This is a genomic window from Streptomyces sp. NPDC058534 (genome assembly GCF_042717365.1).
GTDB lineage: Bacteria > Actinomycetota > Actinomycetes > Streptomycetales > Streptomycetaceae > Streptomyces.
Genome location: NZ_JBHXNW010000057.1, coordinates 33,598 through 55,639, shown reverse-complemented (window position 1 = coordinate 55,639; position 22,042 = coordinate 33,598). Strand labels below are relative to the sequence as shown.

At 70.7% G+C, this 22,042-nt stretch carries 14 protein-coding genes; 9 read left to right on the top strand and 5 right to left on the bottom strand.

Annotated elements, in window-relative coordinates:
• The first annotated feature begins 431 nt into the window (after positions 1-431).
• Positions 432-2,360, top strand: a complete 1,929-nt coding sequence (dxs, locus tag ACFWR9_RS29510) for a 1-deoxy-D-xylulose-5-phosphate synthase (RefSeq protein ID WP_383847147.1) — start codon at positions 432-434, stop codon at positions 2,358-2,360.
• A 151-nt stretch (positions 2,361-2,511) separates the two neighbouring features.
• Positions 2,512-4,035, top strand: a complete 1,524-nt coding sequence (locus ACFWR9_RS29505; RefSeq protein ID WP_383847145.1) for an amino acid permease — start codon at positions 2,512-2,514, stop codon at positions 4,033-4,035.
• A 61-nt stretch (positions 4,036-4,096) separates the two neighbouring features.
• On the opposite strand, the gene ACFWR9_RS29500 is transcribed toward ACFWR9_RS29505, so the two are convergent.
• On the bottom strand, positions 4,097-4,474 hold the full coding sequence (locus ACFWR9_RS29500; protein WP_383847143.1) for an NTP pyrophosphohydrolase: 378 nt from the start codon (positions 4,472-4,474) through the stop codon (positions 4,097-4,099).
• 80 nt (positions 4,475-4,554) lie between these two features.
• Between ACFWR9_RS29500 and ACFWR9_RS29495 the strand changes: the two genes are divergently transcribed.
• Positions 4,555-5,577, top strand: coding sequence for a hypothetical protein (locus ACFWR9_RS29495; protein WP_383847141.1), 1,023 nt, complete (start codon positions 4,555-4,557; stop codon positions 5,575-5,577).
• A gap of 226 nt (positions 5,578-5,803) precedes the next feature.
• Positions 5,804-6,919: a hypothetical protein gene (locus ACFWR9_RS29490; protein WP_383847140.1), complete on the top strand. Its 1,116-nt coding sequence runs from the start codon at positions 5,804-5,806 to the stop codon at positions 6,917-6,919.
• A gap of 40 nt (positions 6,920-6,959) precedes the next feature.
• Here the strand turns inward: ACFWR9_RS29490 and ACFWR9_RS29485 are convergent, their stop codons facing one another.
• Positions 6,960-8,060 (bottom strand): LCP family protein, encoded by a 1,101-nt coding sequence (locus tag ACFWR9_RS29485; protein WP_383847138.1) that lies wholly within the window; start codon positions 8,058-8,060, stop codon positions 6,960-6,962.
• A 430-nt stretch (positions 8,061-8,490) separates the two neighbouring features.
• On the opposite strand from ACFWR9_RS29485, the gene ACFWR9_RS29480 reads away from it, so the two are divergent.
• The 5 genes from ACFWR9_RS29480 to ACFWR9_RS29460 are packed head-to-tail and all read left to right on the top strand — an operon-like array spanning position 8,491 to position 17,008.
• Positions 8,491-10,116 (top strand): stealth family protein, encoded by a 1,626-nt coding sequence (locus tag ACFWR9_RS29480; protein ID WP_383847136.1) that lies wholly within the window; start codon positions 8,491-8,493, stop codon positions 10,114-10,116.
• A gap of 15 nt (positions 10,117-10,131) precedes the next feature.
• Positions 10,132-11,754, top strand: a complete 1,623-nt coding sequence (locus ACFWR9_RS29475; RefSeq protein WP_383847134.1) for a sugar phosphotransferase — start codon at positions 10,132-10,134, stop codon at positions 11,752-11,754.
• Positions 11,751-13,511 carry a stealth family protein gene (locus ACFWR9_RS29470; RefSeq protein ID WP_383847133.1) on the top strand — a complete coding sequence of 587 codons (1,761 nt, stop codon included), beginning with the start codon at positions 11,751-11,753 and terminating at the stop codon, positions 13,509-13,511. Before ACFWR9_RS29475 ends, ACFWR9_RS29470 begins: the two co-directional genes overlap by 4 nt.
• Entirely contained in the window at positions 13,508-15,601 is a 2,094-nt protein-coding gene (locus tag ACFWR9_RS29465) for a glycosyltransferase family 4 protein (protein WP_383847131.1), read from the top strand. The genes ACFWR9_RS29470 and ACFWR9_RS29465 overlap by 4 nt, the downstream gene beginning before the upstream one ends.
• 12 nt (positions 15,602-15,613) lie before the next feature.
• Positions 15,614-17,008: a GDSL-type esterase/lipase family protein gene (locus tag ACFWR9_RS29460; RefSeq protein WP_383847129.1), complete on the top strand. Its 1,395-nt coding sequence runs from the start codon at positions 15,614-15,616 to the stop codon at positions 17,006-17,008.
• 87 nt (positions 17,009-17,095) lie between these two features.
• On the opposite strand, the gene ACFWR9_RS29455 is transcribed toward ACFWR9_RS29460, so the two are convergent.
• The 3 genes from ACFWR9_RS29455 to ACFWR9_RS29445 form a co-directional block, all read right to left on the bottom strand.
• Positions 17,096-19,249 carry a 3-hydroxyacyl-CoA dehydrogenase NAD-binding domain-containing protein gene (locus ACFWR9_RS29455; RefSeq protein WP_383847127.1) on the bottom strand — a complete coding sequence of 718 codons (2,154 nt, stop codon included), beginning with the start codon at positions 19,247-19,249 and terminating at the stop codon, positions 17,096-17,098.
• The gene (locus ACFWR9_RS29450) at positions 19,246-20,463 is read right to left on the bottom strand and encodes an acetyl-CoA C-acyltransferase (protein WP_383847125.1); all 1,218 of its coding nucleotides are present in this window, start codon (positions 20,461-20,463) and stop codon (positions 19,246-19,248) included. The genes ACFWR9_RS29455 and ACFWR9_RS29450 overlap by 4 nt, the downstream gene beginning before the upstream one ends.
• Before the next feature lie 171 nt (positions 20,464-20,634).
• Positions 20,635-21,927, bottom strand: a complete 1,293-nt coding sequence (locus ACFWR9_RS29445) for an HRDC domain-containing protein (protein ID WP_383847124.1) — start codon at positions 21,925-21,927, stop codon at positions 20,635-20,637.
• Positions 21,928-22,042 lie beyond the last annotated feature (115 nt).

The following is a 22,042-nucleotide window of genomic DNA, read 5'->3' as shown; positions in this document are numbered from 1 at the left end:
ACCCGAGAGGGGTCTGGTGCGTGCAGCTGCAAGGCGGAGGAGGGCGACAGGGCGGAGCCCTGGCAACCGACGACAACGCCGCTGGGGGTACCTCCCACGCCTTTAAGGCAGTGGGGGAGTGCGTGCCAGGGCCCGCGACCCCGGCAAGATCCAAACGACACCCCCTAGCGGTCACAGACCCCCCGCGCGGCCGTACCGGCCGACGACCGCCCGCCCGCCCGGCTGAGCCCCGGGAGGGCGGGCGGACCGTTGTGCCGTCGCGTCCGGGGGACGGGGCGCTTCGGGCGCCGCCGGCGGGGCAGTCGTAGAACGGTCCGTCGCTGGGTAAGGCCGAACGCGTGACGTACGACGCACCGCCCGGACACGTTCCGCCACGGCGGAACATTAGACTCGGGCAGGCCCGGCAACAGCTCTACTGCAAGGAGGCACGGGTGCCGCTGCTGACCCGCATCACGGGACCGCGCGATCTGGACCGGCTCAGCCTGGAAGAGCTGGGCGGCCTGGCAGAGGAGATCCGCACCTTCCTGGTCGACGCCGTGTCCAAGACCGGCGGCCACCTCGGCCCCAACCTCGGCGTGGTGGAACTCACCCTCGCCCTGCACCGCGTCTTCGACTCGCCGAAGGACAAGGTGCTCTGGGACACGGGCCACCAGTCCTACGTGCACAAGCTGCTCACCGGACGCCAGGACTTCTCCAAGCTGAAGATGAGGGGCGGCCTGTCCGGCTACCCCTCGCAGGCCGAGTCCGAGCACGACGTCATCGAGAACAGCCACGCCTCCACGGTCCTCGGCTGGGCCGACGGCATCGCCAAGGCCAACCAGGTCCTCGACCGCGACGACCACGTCGTCGCCGTCATCGGCGACGGCGCGCTCACCGGCGGCATGGCCTGGGAAGCGCTGAACAACATCGCCGCCGCCAAGGACCGCCCGCTCGTCATCGTCGTCAACGACAACGAGCGCTCCTACGCGCCCACCATCGGCGGCCTCGCCAACCACCTGGCGACCCTGCGCACCACCGACGGCTACGAGCGCTTCCTGGCCCGCACCAAGGAGGTCCTGGAGCGCACCCCGGTCGTCGGCCGCCCGCTCTACGACACCCTGCACGGCGCCAAGAAGGGCCTGAAGGACTTCATCGCCCCGCAGGGCATGTTCGAGGACCTCGGCCTGAAGTACGTCGGCCCGATCGACGGACACGACCTGGAGGCCCTGGAGTCCGCCCTCACCCGGGCCAAGCGCTTCGGCGGCCCGGTCATCGTGCACTGCCTCACCGAGAAGGGCCGCGGCTACCAGCCCGCCCTCCAGGACGAGGCCGACCGCTTCCACGCCGTCGGCAAGATCCACCCCGACACCGGCCTGCCCATCTCCACCTCCGGCGCCGACTGGACCAGCGTCTTCGGCGACGAGATGGTCAGGATCGGCGAGGATCGCGAGGACGTGGTCGCCATCACGGCCGCCATGCTCCAGCCGGTCGGCCTCGACAAGTTCGCCAAGGCCTTCCCCGACCGCGTCTACGACGTCGGCATCGCCGAGCAGCACGGCGCCGTCTCCGCGGCCGGCCTCGCCCACGGCGGGGTCCACCCGGTCTTCGCCGTGTACGCCACCTTCCTCAACCGCGCCTTCGACCAGGTGCTGATGGACGTGGCCCTGCACAAGTGCGGCGTCACCTTCGTGCTGGACCGCGCGGGTGTCACCGGCACCGACGGCTCCTCCCACAACGGCATGTGGGACATGTCGATCCTCCAGGTCGTCCCGGGTCTGCGGCTCGCCGCCCCGCGCGACGCCGACCAGGTCCGCGCCCAGCTGCGCGAGGCCGTCGAGGTGGACGACGCGCCGACCGTGGTCCGCTTCTCCAAGGGCGCCGTCGGCCCCGCCGTCCCCGCCGTCGGCCGCGTCGGCGGCATGGACGTGCTGCGCGCCCCCGGCACCGGCACCCCGGACGTCCTGCTGGTCTCCGTCGGCGCGTTCGCGCCGATGTGCCTGGAGGTGGCGGGCCTGCTGGACAAGCAGGGCATCTCCACCACCGTGGTCGACCCGCGCTGGGTCAAGCCCGTCGACGAGGCCATGGCCCCGCTCGCCGAACGCCACCGCGTGGTCGTCACCGTCGAGGACAACTCACGCGTCGGCGGTGTCGGTTCCGCCGTCGCCCAGGCGCTGCGCGACGCGGGCGTGGACGTGCCGCTGCGCGACTTCGGCATCCCGCCGCGCTTCCTCGACCACGCCTCCCGCGCCGAGGTCCTGGCCGAGATCGGACTCACCGCGCCCGACATCGCCCGCCAGGTCACCGGCCTGGTCGCCAGGCTCGACGGCCGGTACGACCACACGGGCGCCGGGGCGGACACCGTGGAGGCCGCCCGCGACTGACGCCGCGCCACCGATATTGAGCCGATGGGCCGGTCTCTCCACTCGTTGCAGTGGTGAAACCGGCCCATCCGCGTGAATCGGCTCACGCCCGGGCATACGCAGTACGCCCCCCTCTCGATCATGTCGGGGACGACAAGCGTCGGAGGTATCCGTGAGCAACAGCAGCCTCTTCAGGACCAAGAAGATCGAGCAGTCGATCCGGGACACGGAGGAACCGGAGCACGCGCTCAAGAAATCCCTGTCCGCACTGGACCTGACCGTGTTCGGCGTCGGTGTCATCATCGGCACCGGCATCTTCGTACTCACCGGCACGGTCGCCAAGGACAACGCCGGGCCCTCCGTGGCCCTGGCGTTCGTGGTCTCCGGTGTGGTCTGCGCGCTCGCCGCGCTCTGTTACGCGGAGTTCGCCTCCTCCGTCCCGGTGGCCGGTTCCGCGTACACCTTCTCCTACGCCTCGCTCGGCGAGCTGCCCGCCTGGATCATCGGCTGGGACCTGGTCCTGGAGTTCGCGCTCGGCACGGCGGTGGTGGCCGTCGGCTGGTCGGGCTACATCCGTTCGTTCTTCGACAACGCCGGCTGGCAGTTCCCCGAGGCCCTGGGCGGCCGGGACGGGGCCGAGGGCTTCGGCTTCGACATCCTCGCCGCAGCCCTGGTGCTGGTGCTCACCGCCATCCTCGTCCTCGGCATGAAGCTCTCGGCGCGGATCACCTCGCTCGTGGTCGCCATCAAGGTGACCGTCGTCCTCATCGTGATCATCGCGGGTGCCTTCTTCATCAAGGGTTCCAACTACGACCCCTTCGTCCCCAAGTCGCAGCCGGTGGAGGCCGGAGCGGGGCTCGACTCACCACTGATCCAGCTGATGTTCGGCTGGGCACCGGCCAACTTCGGCGTGATGGGCATCTTCACCGCGGCCTCGGTCGTCTTCTTCGCCTTCATCGGCTTCGACATCGTCGCCACGGCCGCCGAGGAGACCAGGAACCCGCAGCGCGACATGCCCCGCGGCATCCTCGGCTCGCTGTTCATCTGCACCGCCCTGTACGTCGCCGTCTCGATCGTCGTCACCGGCATGCAGCACTACAGCGAGCTGTCCGTCGACGCCCCGCTCGCCGACGCCTTCAAGTCCACCGGGCATCCCTTCTTCGCGGGCGTGATCAGCTTCGGCGCCGCCGTCGGCCTGACCACGGTGTGCATGATCCTGCTGCTCGGCCAGACCCGGGTGTTCTTCGCGATGAGCCGGGACGGACTGCTGCCCCGCTTCTTCTCCCGCGTCCACCCGAAGTTCCGGACCCCGTACCGGCCGACCATCCTGCTCGGCGTGATCATCGCCATCGTCGCCGGCTTCACCAGCCTGAGCGAGCTGGCCGAGCTGGTGAACATCGGCACGCTGTTCGCGTTCGTCATCGTGGCGATCAGCGTGATCATCCTGCGCCGTACCCGCCCGGACCTGCCGCGCGCCTTCCGCACCCCGCTGGTGCCGCTGCTGCCGATCGTGTCGGTGGGCGCGTCGCTGTGGCTGATGCTGAACCTGCCCGCCGAGACCTGGGTCCGGTTCGGCATCTGGATGGTCATCGGCGTCGTCGTGTACTTCCTCTACAGCCGCACCCACAGCCGCCTGGCCAGCGGCGAGGACACGCCCGCCTCCCCGGCCGGCCCCGCCGGCCCGAGCGACCGGTAGCCGGACGACGGGAGCGCCGGCCCCGGAGGGAACGCGTCCGGGACCGACGCTCCCGTCGCCGTCACCGGGGCCGTACGGTCCGCGGCCCCGCCACCTCCGCGCCCAGCTCCGTCACCCGGCGGCGCAGTTCGCGGTCGGCCGTCACCACCAGGACGGGGCGGTCACCGGCGGCCCGTGCGACCAGGCCGACCATGTGGTCGTCCCCGCTGCCCGGCGCCGACTCCACCCGTACGCCGTCGACGGACTCCACCCCGCGTGCCGCGCCCTCCACCACCAGCACGACCTCCACCGGCCCGGCATGCCCCGGCACCCCGTCCGCCGCCAGCCGGTCCCGCAGGCGCTCCGCGGCCCCGCGCCGGTCGCGCCACCAGCCGTCGGGCACCGAGCCGACGACGTTCGCGGCGTCGACGATCACGAGCAGGGGGGCGTTGTCGTCCATGCGGTCAGGGTCGCACGCGGTCACCGCCCCCGACGGCACCCGATCGACACGGAGCCGGTGGCCCCGCTTAGAGTGATGCGGTGAATGGCGACTGGCTTCTCCTCGGCCGCGACGGCCGCCTCAGTGTGTACCTCCCTGCCGACGACGCCGCCCTGTGGCGTGCCGAACGCGCGCCCGCGGGCGCCTGGGAGGCCCCGCGCCGGTTCGGCGGCGACCAGGCACTGCGCCCCGGCCTCGCGGTCGGCCGGGGCCTCGACGGCTACGCCCATCTGGTCGCCTGGCGGCCGGCCGGCGCCGACCGGTGCGGGCTCGTGCACACCACGCACTTCCGGCCGCTGCTCGCACCCCTGGACTGGGAGCCGGCCGGCCACCCCAACAAGCAGGGCGACCGCACCGGGACGCCGGCCGTCGCGGTCGACGCCCAGGGGCGCGCCCATGTCTTCGTCCGCAACGGGGGCGGCGGCATGAGCATGGTGGCCCAGAAGGAGAAGGGCGGCTGGGACCCCTGGCGCGACCTCAAGGGCCGCGGCGTCCAGGAGGCGCCCGCGGCGGTGACGGCCCAGTCCGGTCTGGTCCAGGTGTACGCGTCCGTCCCGGGTGGCATCCTGCACTGGCGTCAGGACAAGGCGGGTGCGCGGCCGGTGCTGGGGGAGCGCCTCGACGCGGCGGTCCGCCCGGGCACCCTGCGCGCGCTCGCGACCTCCGCCGGGCACACCACCGTCCTGTACACCGACGACGGCACCGGTGAGCTGTGCGCCTGGCGCCCCGGCGGCAAGCCGACGCCCCTGGTGGCCGCCGCAGGCCCCGGCCCCGTATCCGCCGTCCGCTGTGTCATAGACGGTCACGACTGCACGGTGGTAGCCCAGCGCTCGGCGGGCAGCGGCCGGGTCGCCTTCGCCGCGTACCCCTCGGAACTGGAGGAGATGGGCGCGGCCTGGACCGAGTCGGGCCCCGCGCTGCCGGCTGACGCGACGGTCTCCCTGGCGCTGGACGCCGACGGCCGGCTGGTGGCCGCGACGCTCTCCCCGTCCACCGGGCGGCTCCACCTCACCCGGCGCAAGGACGAGGCGGGGCTGGCGCTGGGGGCGTGGCAGGCGATGTGATCGTGCCGTCGCGGGCCGCCGGAATCAGCGAGTGACGGCCGGGAGTACCGGCAGCGCTCCGAAGTGTGCAGTCCACCGGACCGGGACGACTCCGGGCACACGGCCGTCACAACATGTTCGCCGAACGTTCGATCTATGATGGTTCGCGCTCAGCCTCCGCGCAGGACAGACCCTCAGGAGGGTGGCAGGTCAGCCGCGCTCTGCGGCAGGAGGGGCAGGTCACGTCATGCGGACCACATCCGGGCGCGGCGCCGCCCGCGAAAGATCTACCGACCGGAGCGCCGGCTCCGGATCCGAGGCGTCCACCGCTGAGGCGATCCTCGACGGTCGATGGCTCGTTCTCGGGAAGGACGGCAGACTCACTGCCTACGCCCGCACTCGCACCGGGTTGTTGCGTTGGACGGAGACCAGGTCCGGCGGTCCGCACTGGTCGGAACCGCAGCTCATTCCGGTTCCGGACCTCACTCATCTCTCGGTGGTCCAGGGCGCCGACACCTACGTCCACTTCGTGGGGCGGCGGGCCCGCGTGGCCGACGGGGCGCCTGTCGTGGACATCGTGCACGCCATTCAGTACCAGACCGCCCGTCCCGTCACCGAGTGGCGGTCGCTGGGCAATCCGCACAAGGAGCGGGAGAAGGCCGCCCGTTTCGGTGCACCGGTGGCCGCGGTGAGCGCGACCGGCCGGGTACACGTCCTCGCGCGTAACGCGGGTGGGGGACTGATGCTCCGCCGGGAGGCGCCCAGTGGCAAATGGGAATCCTGGCTGGATCTCAAGGGCAGCGGTGTACGGGATGGTTTTGCCGCGACCGCCCACGCCTCCGGTCGCATCGAGGTACTCGCCGGCAACACGCAGCACGCGATGCGGTGGCTCCAGGCCGATGCCGACGGAGACTTCGAACGCGAGTCGAACATCCCGCTGCGCGTGGCGCCAGGCACTGCCGCACTGCTGGAGACGGCGCCGGACCGGTCGACCTACTACTGGTCCGACGAGGACAGTGGCCAACTCGTCGCCCACCGCCCCGGCGGCTGGGTGATTCCCCTCGGCGTGTCGACGGCCGACCGGGTCGCGGTGCTGCGTGCCGTGCTGGACGGGTACGACTGCACGGTGCTGGCCCACCGTGGGCTTGACGGTTACGTCATGTTCGCCGTGTGCGGCACCGAGAACGAGGGAGCCGGCCTTTGGTGGGCGCCGACCGGGGAGCGGAGCGAGGGCGCACCGGCGCTGGCGCTGGACGGACACGGCAGGGTCGTTCTCGCGCTGATCGGGCCGGACGGAGCGCTGCGCGTGGCCCGGCAGGGGACGGGGCCGGGCCTGGCGTTCGACCCGGTGGTGCGCGTCTGACGCCCGCCCCAGTGGGGCTGCGGACGCTCGGATCCGCGGCTCAGGAAGCGCCGCCGCCCTTGGCGGGAGACTTCTTGGCCGACGCCGGTATCTCCTCGTCCTTGCGCAGCGCCGCCCAGAGCTGGTCCGCCTGCGGACGGGCCGCCACGACCCGGTTGGGGTCCTGGGTGTCGTACGCCACGGGCAGCATGATGGTTTCCATGGAGGACGGGTCGACACCGTTGAGACTGCGGCCGAACTCGGCGAGCTTGGTCAGGGAAGCCAGTTCGGAGTCGGTGGTCAGGGCCGCGGTGAGCTGGTCCGCGATCTTGTAGGTCTTGGTCGGGCTGCCCAGCAGGTCCTGACGCTTGATCTCACTCAGCAGGGCGAGCATGAACTGCTGCTGGAGACCGATGCGACCGAGGTCGCTGCCGTCGCCGACGCCGTGCCGGGTACGGACGAAGGCCAACGACTCGGTGCCGTTCAGCTTGTGCGTACCGGCGGTCAGGTCGAGACCGCTGGCAGGGTCCTGGATGTCCTCGTCGACGGTGACGGTGACGCCGCCGATCGCGTCCACCAGGTCCTTGAAGCCGGCGAAGTCGATTTCCACGTAGTGGTCCATGCGGATGCCGGACATCTGCTCGACGGTCTTGACCACACAGGCCGGACCGACCTGCGAGTAGATGGAGTTGAACATCACCCGCTTCGCCGAGCCGACCTCGGACCCGTCCTGCTTCGCGCACGCGGGCCGGGTCACCAGGGTGTCGCGCGGGATGCTCACGGCGACGGCCTCGGTACGGCCCTCCGGTATGTGCATCACCATCGCGGTGTCCGAGCGGGCCCCGGCGACCTTGCCGGTGTTCAGTTCGGCGTTGTCCCCGGAGCGCGAGTCGGAGCCCAGGACCAGGATGTTCTGCCCTGAGGTGGGCAGCTTCTCCGGCCGGTCGTCGCCTATCGCCTCGTTGATGTCGACGCCCTTGATGTTGCCGTTGAGGTCGCTGTACATCCAGTAGCCGATGCCTCCCGCGACCAGGACAAGCAGCACCAGGCTCAACGCGATCCAGCGCCAGACCCGCCGTCGCCGCGGAGGCCGGGCCGACCGCCGGCCCGAGGGCGCACGCCTGGACCGGCGAGGGCTTGTCTCCGTCGGAGCGTGCGTCATGGACCTCGGTCCTCTCTCGTCAACCGAACATGAAAGAAGGGCACGAGTGGGGGGAGAGGCCGAGCCCGGCCACGGCGGTGGTCGCCGAGCGTTTCCGAACTATAGACCGATTGTCGGACGCGTCGGACGCTACCCCGGGGAACCTGTCGGATCTCCGATGTTCACGCGTATGTCAGGGAGGCGTGTATTTTCCGTCATATGTGATTGCTGTTGACAGTTATCGGGACTCCTGGCGAAGATGTGCCGGTCCTGTGAACGTTAAAGTTCACGGTGGGAACGCGTCGGCCGATCGGCCGACGTTGGATGTGGTCGTGCATCGAGCCGGGGGGCACGAGGGCTCATGGCCACCAGTGCTCACTCCGGTGCGTCCGGAGTGAGAGAGGGAGGGTGACCGTGTGGCTGCGTGCGTCGTCCTTTGAGGATCAGTGGCGTGACGACCGTATCTGACTTCACCGGCCAGCGACTGGTTGTGCCGGGCGGTGACCGTCAGGGAATCAGCGGACCGCGACGGCCCGCAGCGGCCCCGCCCACGACCCTGACGAGCGAGCACGGTGACGTCTACGTCGAACCCGGACTGGCCCCGCTGGCGGCCCGTGAGGCCAACCGCTCGGCGCTCGTCGCGCTGCTCGACCAGGCCGGCGTCGCCCACTTCGCCGTGCGCGGAACGGTCGACCACGGCACGGTCGTCGGCGTGGCCGAGGACGATCGGGAACGTGCGCTACAGGCGGTGTTCCGCGGGCTGAGCCAGTACCCGGGCCACCTGAGCGTCGTCGACCCGGAAGCGCCCCGGCCCGCCAAGCCGGTCTCCTCGCGCGACCCCCGGGCCTGGCGCGAGGTCGCGACCGCGCGTGTGGTGCAGGTCAGCTGGTACCGCACCGACCCGGGGCGGCATCTGCTGCTGGGGCACGAGTACGGCTGTGCCGTCGAGTTCTGGCAGCGGCACGGCACCCACCTCGTCGCGCCCCGAGCCAACCGCGCCACCTGGGCCGTGGCCGCCGACGGCATGAACGTCATCGGCGCCGCCCGGCTCTTCAGCCGGTTCGTCTCGGACTGGACCCCGCGGCACGTCGCACCCGCGGTGCCCACCCGTCCCGAGTTCCTGGTGCACTGCGCCGACGACATCGCCTTCGCCGTGGACGCTGTCTACACCTGGGTCGACGGCAACGACCCCGCGTGGAAGCAGCGCAAGGCCCAGGCGAAGGGTGAGGTCTACCACGCGGAGTCGGCCAGTGACGCCCGCTTCATCAGCCGGGACGAGCTGCGCTACTCGGTCCGGTCCATCCACATGTTCACGCCCTGGATCCGGAACATCTACGTCGTCACCGACGACCAGGTTCCGGACTGGATGCGCGAGGACCTGTTCGGCCTCCGTATCGCCAGCCACCGGGAGATCTTCCGCAACCCGGCGGACCTGCCGACCTTCAACTCACACTCGATCGAGAGTCAGCTCCACCACATCGAAGGTCTCGCCGAGCACTTCCTATACTTCAACGACGACATGTTCATGGGGCGCCCGGTGGCCCCGCACGCCTTCTTCACCCCGAACGGCACGGCCCGCTACTTCCCCTCGCGCAACCGCATCCCCCAGGGGCCGGTCGCCGAGACCGACACCCCGGTGGACGCGGCTTGCAAGAACAACCGGGCGTTGCTGCGTGAACGTTTCGGCAAGGTCATCACCCAGCCCATGGAACACATCCCCTACGCTCTGCGCCGCTCGGCGATGGAGGAGGCCGAACGGGAGTTTCCCGAGGCCTGGGCGCGTACTTCCGGCAGCAGGTTCCGGGCCATGACCGACCTGTCGCCGACCTCGTCGTTCGCGCTCTACTACGCGGCGCTGACCGGGCGGGCCCAGCCGGGATCCATGCCCTTCACCTACCTCCAGCTAGCCGTGCCCGATCTGGCGGACCGGCTGCAACGGCTGCTCGGCGGCCGCGACCAGGACACCTTCTGTCTCAACGACGCCTTCTCGACCCCGGAGGACATCGAGGCGCAGCAAGAGCTGCTGGACGACTTCTTCACCTCCTACTTCCCCACCCCAAGCCCCTTCGAGCGATGAGACGGAGTTCGTGACGTGCCCGATCCGACGTCGATGAACTCCGCGGTTCACGTCTACAAGCGGTTCGTTCCCCAGCCGGTGCGCTCGGCCGCCGCGAGCACGCTGCCCGCGGGCGTACGACGCAAGGTCAAGGGCGGTCTCGTCCGTACCCTGAACCGCCGTGAGGCCCGCCTGCACCGCAGGGCCCTGCGCCGGGTCCGCCGGGCGGGACTCGGGAACTCCGAACGTCGCACGCAGGCGCCCGACGGCAGGGTCGGCCACGTGCACACCGGACTCACCGTCGACCTGGCCCGCCGACTGGACCACGACCTGGTCGCCCAAGCCCTCGACGCGGCCGAGGTGCCCTGGTTCGCGGTGCCCGCATTGGACGACCGCCGGCTCTGCCTCGCCGTCGAGCAACGGCACAAGGGCACCGTCCGCCGGGTACTGCGGGCCCTGCTGGAGGCGCACACCGGCTACGTCGTCTCCGTCTCCCCGGCCGCGGGTGACACCCGTGAGACACCGGGCAGCCACGTCAAGGCGTGGAAGCACTACGGCAAGGCCAAGGTGATCCGCCTGACGTGGCTGCGTACCGACCCCACCGAGAACCTGTGGGTCGGTGAGGACCAGGGCATCGAGATCGAGTTCTGGACGGCCAACACTGACCAGCCCCACGAACGGCTGATCGGCCCTCGCCCGAACCGGGTTCAGCGCGCCGTGCCGGCCGAAGCGCCGGGCATCGAGATCGGCCTTGACCGGCTGTCCGGCTACTGCGACATCGACGGCGAACTGGAGCCGACGATCACACTGGAGGACTTCGACGTCGTGCGGCTGGAGGAGATCTCCTTCCCCGTGGACGCGGTGCTTCTGTGGCAGCATCCGAGCCCCTGGGGAGAGGAACTCCTGCGTGCCGGACTGCGGTCCCTGCACCAGTACGCCCCGTGGGTCGACGTCGTGCATGTGGTGGCCCAGGCGGAGCCGCCGGTCTGGCTGAAGGCGGACGAACGGCTCAGCGTGGTCCGTGCCGGACACGGTGCCGAATGGCAGCTCGACCAGCTCCCCGACGTGGCCGAACACTTCCTCCTGCTGCGGCCCGGAGCTCTGATCGGCCGTCCGGTACGTCCCTTCGACTACTTCACACCCAGTGGTGGGACCCGCCCGCGACGCGGCCCCTGGAACGCGTCCGAGTCGTTTGCCGAGTGGGTGCGTGCCGCTTACTCCGTCACCGGCCGCGTCACCGGCCACGGCTACGCCGCAGGTCCCCAGCCCTACCGGGCCGAGACCCTCACCCGGCTGGCAGAGGCGGGGGCGCACCCGCTCCCTCTCGCGGACGAGCAGACCCTGCCCGCCGTGCCCGGCACCCACTCCATGGACGGTGTGGTCCACCACTACGGGTACGTATGCGGTCTCGCCGACCCCTCGGGCGAGGCCTCGGTGGCACTGCACGCGGCCCTGCCCGGCATCGGTACCCATCTGGAACGGCTGCTCGTCCGGCGTGATGTGCAGCAACTCCAGTTCTTCGGCCTGGGGGCCGAGGAGGCGGGCGCACGAGGCGGAACCGAAGCCGTCCTGAGCTTCCTGCACCAGTACTTCCCCATTCCCAGCGTCTTCGAGCATCGCCGCCCGCAGACCCCGACAGAGCCGGACAACCACTCGTGAGCACAGGGAACCCCGAGGCGTCCGCCGCGGTCGGGGCCTACCGCACCCTGGTCCCCGCGGGTCTCAGACGTCGTATCGCAGGTCGTGTTCCCGTGCGTCTGCGCATGGTGCTCAAGCACCTGCTCCGCCGTCTGCACGCACTCTCCCTGGCGTCCCGGCTGTTTCGGGGCGTCCGGGCCCGCCGCCGCTGGCCGCATCTCTTCCGCGAGGCCGAGCGGCTCGCGGCACTGGCCGGACACGAGAACCGGATCACTCTGGTCCGACCCACCGTCTCGCCGCTCGGTCTGCGCGAGGCCAATCTCGAACTGGTGGTGACCGCGCTGGAGGAAGCGGGCATCGACTACTTCGCGATCCGCGGGAACTCCGACTTCCGTTCCTGCCTCGCCGTCGCCGCCTCCGACCGCGAGCGGGTCGGCAGGGCATTGGAGCGCGTCGCGGAGCAGAGCCCCATCTATGTTCGGGCCTGCCGGGGGGAGACGGCACAGGGCCGGGCGGTGCTGGCAGGCTCGCGCAGCGGTCGGCAACTGGCGCGGCACGCGGCTGTTCTGCAGATCGGCATGGTGTGGAGCGATCCTACCGGCTCCCTGGTGCTCGGCCTGGAGTACAGCTGCGACCTCGAGTTCTGGCGACCGGAGGCCGGCAGCCTCCTGGCGCCGCGCCTCAACCGGGTCACGGAGGACGTGTCCCTCCACGAGGCCCGCGTCACGGTGCCGGTCAGCCGGCTGACCGGCTTCGCCGCCCTGCACACCCGCCGTACCCGCTCGGTGCGCACCGTCCGGGCCGCTGCGGACGCCCTGCCCGAGGACGTCCGCTTCCCCATCGACGTCGTCTACACCTGGGTCGACGGCAACGACCCCGCGTGGCAGCGGCGCCGCAGTGCCTACGGAGGCGGCTACCACACCGAGTCGGCGAACGCGGCCCGCTACATCAGCCGCGACGAACTGCGCTACTCGCTGCGCGCGTTGGAGCAGAACGCCCCCTGGGTGCGCCACGTCTACCTGGTGACGGACCGGCAGCGCCCGGCCTGGCTCAACGACAGTCATCCGCGACTGACCGTCGTCGACCACTCCGAGATATTCGCCGACCAGGAGTCGCTGCCCACCTTCAACTCGCATGCCATCGAGAGCCGCCTGCACCACATCAAGGACCTGTCCGAGCACTTCCTCTACCTCAACGACGACATGTTCCTGGGCCGCCCGGTCACTCCTCAGGACTTCTTCCTGTCCAACGGCGTGACCCGGACCTTCTTCTCGCCGTCGCAGGTACCGCGCTGGGACCTCAGCCCCGTGGACCGACCCGTCGACGCGGCCGGAAAGAACAACCGACGGCTACTCCTGGACAACTTCGGCTCGGTCATCGTCCAGAAGCTCCGGCACGCCCCCTACGCCCTGCGCCGCAGCGTGCTGCAGGAGATCGAGGACGAGTACAGCGAAGCCCACCGGCAGACGTCGCGCAGTCGGTTCCGCAGCCCCACCGACATCTCCATCCCGTCTTCGCTGTACCACTACTACGCCTACTTCACCGGCCGGGCGGTGCCGTCCGACATCCGGTTCGCCTACCTCGATCTCGCCAAGCCGGAGGTGCAGCGCAGGCTCGGCGTACTCCTGGCCCGCCGGGACCGGCAAGCGTTCTGCATCAACGACACCCTGTCCGACGGCCACGACGTCGACCGCCAGACGGCGATGCTCAAGGCATTCCTCGACGCCTACTACCCGGTGCCCAGTCCCTTCGAGCGGAAGGAGCGCGAGGTCCGGTGAAGATCTCCTTCCTGATCAACAACATCTACGGCATCGGCGGTACCAACAGAACCGTCATCAACCTCGCCGAGGCGCTCTCCGTCCACCACGACGTGGAGATCGTCTCGGTCTTCCGGCGGGCGAACACCACCAAGTTCGAGATCTCACCACGTATTACGGTCCGGGCCCTCGTCGACCTGCGACCGGGCTCGACCGACCGCGGCGCCGCAGGAGCGGACAGACCCAGCGAAGTAGTACCGCGCCAGGAGGAGTTCTACGCGCAGTACAGCCGGTTCACCGACGAGCGCATCATCCGGGAGTTGCGGAAGACCAACGCCGACGTGGTCGTCGGCACCCGGCCCAGCCTCAATCTCTTCGTCGCCGCCCACACCCGCGAAGGTGCTCTGCGCGTCGCCCAGGAGCACATGACACACCTCGCCATCCCGTCGGCCGTGCGCGCCGAGATGGCGCGTGTCTATCCGCGGCTGGACGCGATCACAACGGTCACCGAGGCCGATGCCCGCTCCTTCATGGAGAACACCCCGATACCGGGCATCCGTGTGGTCGGTATCCCCAACAGCGTGCCGCGACCGGCCGTGCAGCCCTCCGACTGCACGCGCAAGATCGTGGTCAGCGCCGGCCGCATGCACCACATCAAGCGGTACGACCTGCTGATCCGGGCCTTCGGCAGCCTGGCCGAGGAGTTCCCGGACTGGCAGCTGCGCATCTACGGAGACGGTGGCGAGGCCTCGAAACTGCGAGCGCTGGTCACCGAACTCGGACTGGCCGGACGCGTGTTGCTCATGGGCGGGTTCTCGCCGATCGAGTCCGAGTGGGCCAAGGGGTCGATCGCGGCCGTCACTTCGAGCGCGGAGTCCTTCGGCATGACCCTGGTGGAGGCGATGCGGTGCGGGCTGCCCGTGGTCTCCACCGACTGTCCGGTCGGGCCCCGCGAGATCCTCCGTCACGGTGAGGACGGTTTTCTTGTGCCCAACGGCGAGGTGGAGGGAATTGCCTGGGGCCTGCGCCGCCTCATGGCCGACGAGATACTGCGTCGGGACATGGGCGAGGCCGCGCTGCGCAACGCCGCCCGCTACGACCCGGCGGCCGTGGCCGACCGCTACGTGAAGCTCTTCGAGGAGGCCGCCCGCCGCCGGGCCGACACGGTGCGCGGCTACCGTGTGCCTGCCGGACCCCGTCGGGCGGTGGCCCAGGCCACCGTCCCCCCGACGGCGCTGGGCGCGGCGACCGTGGACGTCACCACCGACGGCGCCGGCTGGCTGCGCTTCAGCGCCGAAGGGCCAGGAGAGAGCCGCCAGCGCTGGCAGTTCGTACTGCGCCACAAGTCGTCCGACGGCAAGCGGCGCCCCGACCTGCCCATGCGGACCTCACGCACGCACCTGGACAACGGCGGAACCCGCTACACCGCGGCGCTCGGCCCTTCAGCGCTGGACGAACTCGGTGACGGACGCTGGCAGGTGGCCATGCTGACCGCCAAGTCGAAGCCCGTGCACATGAAGGCCGGCATCCGCGACACCCGTGCACTCATCGACGCGCGCGCCGACCTCGTCGGCCGCCCACCGGCCGGCCCGGTCGCCTGGAACCTGCCCTACGCCCACTCCAACGGCAGGCTGATGCTGCGCACCGTGGTGCGCGAGGACCACGCGGAGTGCACGGGAGTCGACATCGGTGATGGCACCATCACGGTGCGGGGCGTCCTGTGCGGGGCCCGCCGGATCGAGCCGGGCGCGCTCTTCGTCGTCAGCCGCCGCGGACGGCACGGAAAGAACCTCACCGTGCCCGTGCAGGCGCTGGGAAGGCAGGGCTTCCGGGCCGAAGTTCCGGTGCGCCAGGTCGTCGACCACCGGCTGGAGCGCTGGGAGGACTGGGACTGGTGGCTGCAGCCGACCCCGTCGGACCGGCGCAAGGTGCGCGTATGCCATGTGCTGGAGGACTTCCCGGACGTCAAGGGAGCGTACGCCTACCCGGCCCTGCCGCTCGCCGGTGACGGAGTCTCGCAGTACGCGGTGATCCATCCGGTTCGGCCGGTGTGGGTCAGGCCCTACTGCTCGGCCTCGGGAGCGATGGCCATGAACGTCGTGGACCGTTAGGAACGGAAGCCAATGAACCGCACCATCTTCGTCCTCGGCGATTCCGTACCCGCCCCGCGTACGGAACAGGAGGCCCCCATGGCGGGCTGGGGCCAGAAGATCGAGGAACTTCTGGCGGGGCACGTCGCCGTGGCCAACTACGCCCGAAGCGCCATGACCACACGGAAGTACTTCACCGAACGCTTCCCGGCGATGCTCAACCGGATGAGGCGGGGGGACATCGTCCTCATCGGCTTCGGTTGTGTGGACCACATGATCCACAACGGCACACGGTACGTGCCGGTACCCGAGTACCAGGAGTTCCTGCGACTGTTCGCGCGGTACGTGCACGCGGAAGGAGGGGTACCCGTGCTGGTCACCCCTTGCGCGCGCTACGCCTTCTCCAGCGGTGGCGAGGTGCTCAACACGCTGGGGCCCTATCCCCGGGCCATGCTGGAAGTGGCCGGTGAGCTCGGAGCACCGGTGATCGACCTGACGAGCCGCACCAGGGAACTGTGGGCCGAGATGGGCCCGACGCGGCTGCGGCAGTACTTCTGCTGGACCGACGCGGGTGAGCACCCGTCGCATCCCGACGGTGTCATCGACTCGACACACCTCAACCACACCGGCGCCTACGAGGTCGCCCGTGTCGTGGTCGCCGGACTGTGCAACCTCGGCGTCCTGGACAAGGCGGACGTGGACGTCACGGCGCTCATGACGCCGCCCACCATGCCGCCGGTCTCGACCGAGTTCACCATCCAGTCCCCGGAGTCCGCGCTTCAGTACGAGCAGCGAGTGGGGGAGCCGTCCAACGTCTCCAAGCCGTCGGCCGGCGCGCTCGCCGGTCCCATGGTGAAGTTCTCCGGTGTCGCATCACCCGGCACCGACTACATCCTGTTCTTCGAACAGGGCCGGTACGTCGGAGGCGCTCACGTGGGCGGCGCCGGCCAGTGGACCTGGCGCCGGTCGGTCAGTTGGGAGGCCGGCGAGCACGTCGTCCAGTGTGTCGGGCTCCGCGACGACGGCTGTTCGCCGGTGCTGGAGCACCGCTTCACCGTACTGACGGAGGTGTCGCCGCCCGTCGTCTCGACTCCCGCCGAAGGAGCGTTCTCAGGGCCACGACCGCGTTTCTCAGGGAAGGTGGAACCCGGTGCCACGAAGGTCGTTCTGATGGAGCGGGGGCTCCTCGTCGGGGCGACCGGGGTCAACGACAACGGGGAGTGGGCGTTCAGCCACGCGCACCCCTGGCGCCCAGGGACCCATACGGTAGAGGTGATCGCCCTGTTCGGCGCGACCGAGTCGGCACCGACCGCCACCACGTTCAAGGTCGTCGGCATTCCGGAGGGGAGCCCCATCCGGTCGTTCGGAGCATCGCGGCACACGTGCGGCGACGTCTGCGAACACCGGCCCTTCACCGGCGACTGGTAGGCGGCCATCCACGGCAGGTGCCGCCCGAACGGCCGACGGGCCGTACAGAGTCACCCCTGTACGGCCCGACTGCCGGCGTGCGGGATGCTAGGCCGGAACCGAAGCCACGCCCGCCTCCAGGAACGGCTTCCCGTTCACCCGCTGCGAGACGCCCTCGCGGTCCAGGTACGGCGTGATGCCGCCCAGGTGGAAGGGCCAGCCGGCGCCCGTGATCAGGCAGAGGTCGATGTCCTGGGCCTCGGCGACGACGCCCTCGTCGAGCATCAGGCCGATCTCCTGGGCGACCGCGTCGAGCACCCGCGCCCGCACCTGCTCCTCCGTCAGGACGGTGTCGCCCTGCTTGAGGAGCGCGGCGACCTCCGGGTCCAGCTCGGGCTTCCCGCTGTCGTAGACGTAGAAGCCGCGCTTGCCGGCCTCGACGACCGCCTTGAGGTTCGGGGAGACCGTGAAGCGCTCGGGGAAGGCCCCGTTGAGGGTCTCCGAGACGTGCAGGCCGATCGCGGGGCCGACCAGCTCCAGCAGGACCAGCGGGGACATCGGCAGGCCGAGCGGCTCCACTGCCTTCTCCGCGACGTCCACCGGCGTGCCCTCGTCGATGACGTTCTGGATCTCGCCCATGAAGCGGGTCAGGATGCGGTTCACGACGAACGCCGGGGCGTCCTTGACGAGGACCGCGGTCTTCTTCAGCTTCCTGGCGACGCCGAACGCCGTGGCCAGCGACGCCTCGTCGGTCTGCTCGCCGCGGACGATCTCAAGGAGCGGCAGGATCGCGACCGGGTTGAAGAAGTGGAAGCCGACGACCCGCTCGGGGTGCTTCAGCTTCGACGCCATCTCCGAGACGGAGAGGGAGGAGGTGTTCGTCGCCAGGATCGCGTGCGCCGGGGCGACCGCCTCGACCTCCGCGAACACCTTCTGCTTGACGCCCATCTCCTCGAAGACCGCTTCGATGACGAAGTCGGCGTCCGCGAAGCCCTCGGCCTTGTCCAGGACGCCGGAGACGAGGCCCTTCAGCCTGTTCGCCTTGTCCTGGTTGATCCGGCCCTTGCCGAGCAGCTTGTCGATCTCGGCGTGGACGTAGCCCACACCCTTGTCGACGCGCTCCTGGTCGATGTCGGTGAGGACGACCGGGACCTCCAGGCGGCGCAGGAAGAGCAGCGCGAGCTGGGAGGCCATCAGGCCGGCGCCGACCACGCCGACCTTGGTGACCGGGCGGGCCAGCGACTTGTCCGGGGCGCCCGCGGGGCGCTTGCCGCGCTTCTGCACCAGGTTGAAGGCGTAGATGCCGGAACGCAGTTCGCCGCCCATGATGAGGTCGGCCAGCGCCTGGTCCTCGGCGTCGAAGCCCTGCTGGAGGTCGCCGTTCCTGGCGGCGGCGATGATGTCCAGGGCGCGGTAGGCGGCCGGGGCGGCGCCGTGCACCTTGCCGTCCGCGATGAAGCGGCCCTTCGCGACGGCCTGGTCCCAGGCGTCGCCGCGGTCGATCACCGGACGCTCGACGGCGATCTCGCCCTTGAGGACGGACGCCGTCCAGATCAGCGACTGCTCCAGGAAGTCCGCGCCCTCGAACAGCGCGTCCGCGATGCCGAGTTCGTGGACCTGCGCGCCCTTGAGCTGCTTGTTCTGGTTCAGGCTGTTCTCGATGATCACCGAGACGGCCTTGTCCGCGCCGATCAGGTTCGGCAGCAGCGTGCAGCCGCCCCAGCCGGGGACGAGGCCGAGGAAGACCTCGGGGAGCGAGAACGCCGGGAGGGCCGCGGACACCGTCCGGTAGGAGCAGTGCAGGCCGATCTCCACGCCGCCGCCCATGGAGGCGCCGTTGTAGTACGCGAAGGACGGCACGGCCAGCTTCGACAGCCGCTTGAGGACGTCGTGGCCGCCCTTGCCGATGGCCAGCGCGTCCTCGTGGCGCTTCAGCAGCTCGACGCCCTTGAGGTCGGCGCCGACGGCGAAGATGAACGGCTTGCCGGTGACGCCGACGCCGACGATGTCGCCGTCCGCGGCCTCCTTCTCGACCTGGTCGATCGCGGCGTCGATGTTCGCCAGCGACTGCGGGCCGAGCGTGGTCGGCTTGGTGTGGTCGTGGCCGTTGTCCAGGGTGATCAGGGCGAAGCGCCCGCCCGCGGCGGAGCCGCTTTCGGACGCTGCCAGGGGCAGGTCGAAGTGGCGTACGTGCGCCTGCGTGACGACCTCGCCGGGGAACAGCTCGGCCGCACCCTTCAGCAGCTCTGCGGTGGTGCTCACTTGTCCCCCTCGAAGTGCGGGTTCTCCCAGATGACGGTCGCGCCCATGCCGAAGCCGACACACATGGTGGTCAGGCCGTAGCGGACGTGCGGCTGCTCCTCGAACTGGCGGGCCAGCTGCGTCATGAGACGCACGCCGGAGGAGGCCAGCGGGTGGCCGTAGGCGATGGCGCCGCCGTACTGGTTGACGCGCGCGTCGTCGTCGGCGATGCCGTAGTGCTCCAGGAAGGCGAGCACCTGGACGGCGAACGCCTCGTTGATCTCGAACAGGCCGATGTCGGAGATGGACAGGCCCGCCTGGGCCAGCGCCTTCTCCGTCGCCGGGATCGGTCCGTAGCCCATGACCTCCGGCTCGACGCCCGCGAAGGAGTAGGCGACCAGTCGCATCTTGACGGGCAGGTCGTGCTCGCGGGCGAAGTCCTCGCTCGCGATGATCGAGGCGGTCGCGCCGTCGTTCAGACCGGCCGCGTTGCCCGCGGTGACCCGGCCGTGCACGCGGAACGGCGTCTTCAGGCCGGACAGGTTCTCCAGCGTGGTGCCCGGACGCATCGGCTCGTCGGCGGTGACCAGGCCCCAGCCCGTCTCGCCCGCCTCTTCGTTGGTGCGGCGCACCGAGACCGGCACCAGGTCGGCCTGGATCTGGCCGCCTGCGTACGCCTTGGCGGCCTTCTCCTGCGAGCGCACGGCGTACTCGTCCGCGCGCTGCTTGGTGATGGTCGGGTAGCGGTCGTGCAGGTTCTCCGCGGTCATGCCCATGAACAGGGCGGACTCGTCGACCAGCTTCTCGGAGACGAACCGCGGGTTGGGGTCGGCGCCCTCGCCCATCGGGTGGCGGCCCATGTGCTCCACGCCGCCCGCGATGGCGACGTCGTACGCGCCGAAGGCGACCGAGCCGGCCACGGTGGTGACGGCGGTCAGCGCGCCCGCGCACATGCGGTCGATCGCGTAGCCGGGCACCGACTGGGGCAGACCGGCGAGGATGCCGGCCATCCGGCCGATGGTCAGGCCCTGGTCGCCGACCTGCGTGGTGGCGGCCACGGCGACCTCGTCGACCTTCTTCGGGTCGAGACCGGGGTTGCGGCGCAGCAGCTCCCGGATCGCCTTCACGACCAGGTCGTCGGCGCGGGTCTCGTGGTAGACGCCCTTCGGGCCCGCCTTGCCGAACGGGGTGCGGACGCCGTCTACGAAGACGACGTCCCTGACGGTACGAGGCACGATGGCTCTCCTCCAGGGTGCGGGGTGGCACTGCTGCGGCACGCATGCACTGAGCGCGCGCTCAGCCCCATGCTACTTATGAGTAACGTAGCTGCCCAGTCCCCCCGGCGGGAGCGGCGAACGTCACACCACCGGGGGCACGCGGAGACGCGGCGCGGTCCGCCGTGGAGGTCAGCCCGGGTCCGCCGCGGAGGTCAGCGCGGTCACCAGTACCGGCGTCACCTGCTCCACCTGCCAGGGCCGGGCCCCGTGGCCGGCCAGGGCGGCGCCCACCGACCCGGCGTCGACCGCGGCCGGCGGCTCCCAGCAGACCCGGCGCACCGTGTCCGGCGTGATCAGGTTCTCCTGCGGCATGGTGAGCTGCTCGGCGAGCGCCGTCACCGCCGCGCGCGCCGCGGACAGCCGGGCCGCGGCGGCCGGGTCCTTGTCGGCCCACGCCCGCGGCGGCGGAGGACCGGTGACCGGCTGGCCGGGCTGCGGCAGCTGCGACTCGGAGAGCGCCTTGGCCCGGTCGACCGACACCTGCCACTGCTCCAGCTGCCGGCGGCTGACCCGCCCGAAGCCGTTCAGCGCGGCCAGCGCCTGCGCGTCGGCCGGCAGCGCGAGCGCCGCCTCGACGATGGCCGTGTCCCCGAGCACCTTGCCGGGGGAGACGTCCCGGCGCTGCGCGATCCGGTCCCGGGCCTGCCACAGCTCCCGCACGACGCCCAGCTGACGGCGCCGGCGCACCTTGTGCATGCCGGACGTGCGGCGCCACGGGTCCTTGCGCGGCTCGGGCGGCGGTGCGGACGCGATCGCGTCGAACTCCTGCCGGGCCCACTCCAGCTTGCCCTGCCGGTCCAGCTCCTTCTCCAGCGCGTCCCGCAGGTCGACGAGCAGCTCGACGTCGAGCGCGGCGTAGCGCAGCCAGGGCTCGGGCAGCGGGCGGGTGGACCAGTCGACGGCCGAGTGGCCCTTCTCCAGGACGAAGCCCAGGACGTTCTCCACCATCGCGCCGAGGCCGACCCGCGGGAAGCCGGCGAGCCGCCCGGCCAGCTCGGTGTCGAAGATGCGGGTGGGCACCATCCCTATTTCGCGCAGGCACGGCAGGTCCTGGGTGGCGGCGTGCAGCACCCACTCCACGTCGCCGACGGCCGCGCCGAGTCCGGACAGGTCGGGGCAGGCCACCGGGTCGATCAGCGCGCTCCCGGCACCCTCGCGGCGCAGCTGCACCAGGTACGCCCGCTGCCCGTAGCGGTACCCGGAGGCACGCTCGGCGTCCACGGCGACGGGGCCGTGCCCGGCGGCGAAGGCGGCGGTCACCTCGGCGAGGGCGGTCGCGTCGGCGATCACCGGCGGAATGCCCTCGCGCGGTTCGAGCAAGGGGGTCGGCGCCTGACTCGCAGAAGATCCGGCGTCGTCCGGAGGGGCGCCTCCGGTGGTTCGCAGTGAACGGTCTGCTGCGGTTTCGTGGGCGTCGGTCACCTGTCAAGAGTATCGGTGGATCGACGGCGGCGGCCGCCCCCGCGCGGCGCCGGCCGGGGGGCGGGGGGGGGGGAACCCACAACAGGGGGGGAGCGGGGGGGGGTGTGTTGAGGGG

What these genes read in the sequence shown, in the direction of transcription:
- ACFWR9_RS29500 (WP_383847143.1), bottom strand. Translation starts at nt 4,474, where the DNA reads ATGGACGACAACGCCCCCCTGCTCGTGATCGTCGACGCCGCGAACGTC.
- ACFWR9_RS29490 (WP_383847140.1), top strand. Translation starts at nt 5,804, where the DNA reads ATGCGGACCACATCCGGGCGCGGCGCCGCCCGCGAAAGATCTACCGAC.
- ACFWR9_RS29485 (WP_383847138.1), bottom strand. Translation starts at nt 8,060, where the DNA reads ATGACGCACGCTCCGACGGAGACAAGCCCTCGCCGGTCCAGGCGTGCG.
- ACFWR9_RS29460 (WP_383847129.1), top strand. Translation starts at nt 15,614, where the DNA reads ATGAACCGCACCATCTTCGTCCTCGGCGATTCCGTACCCGCCCCGCGT.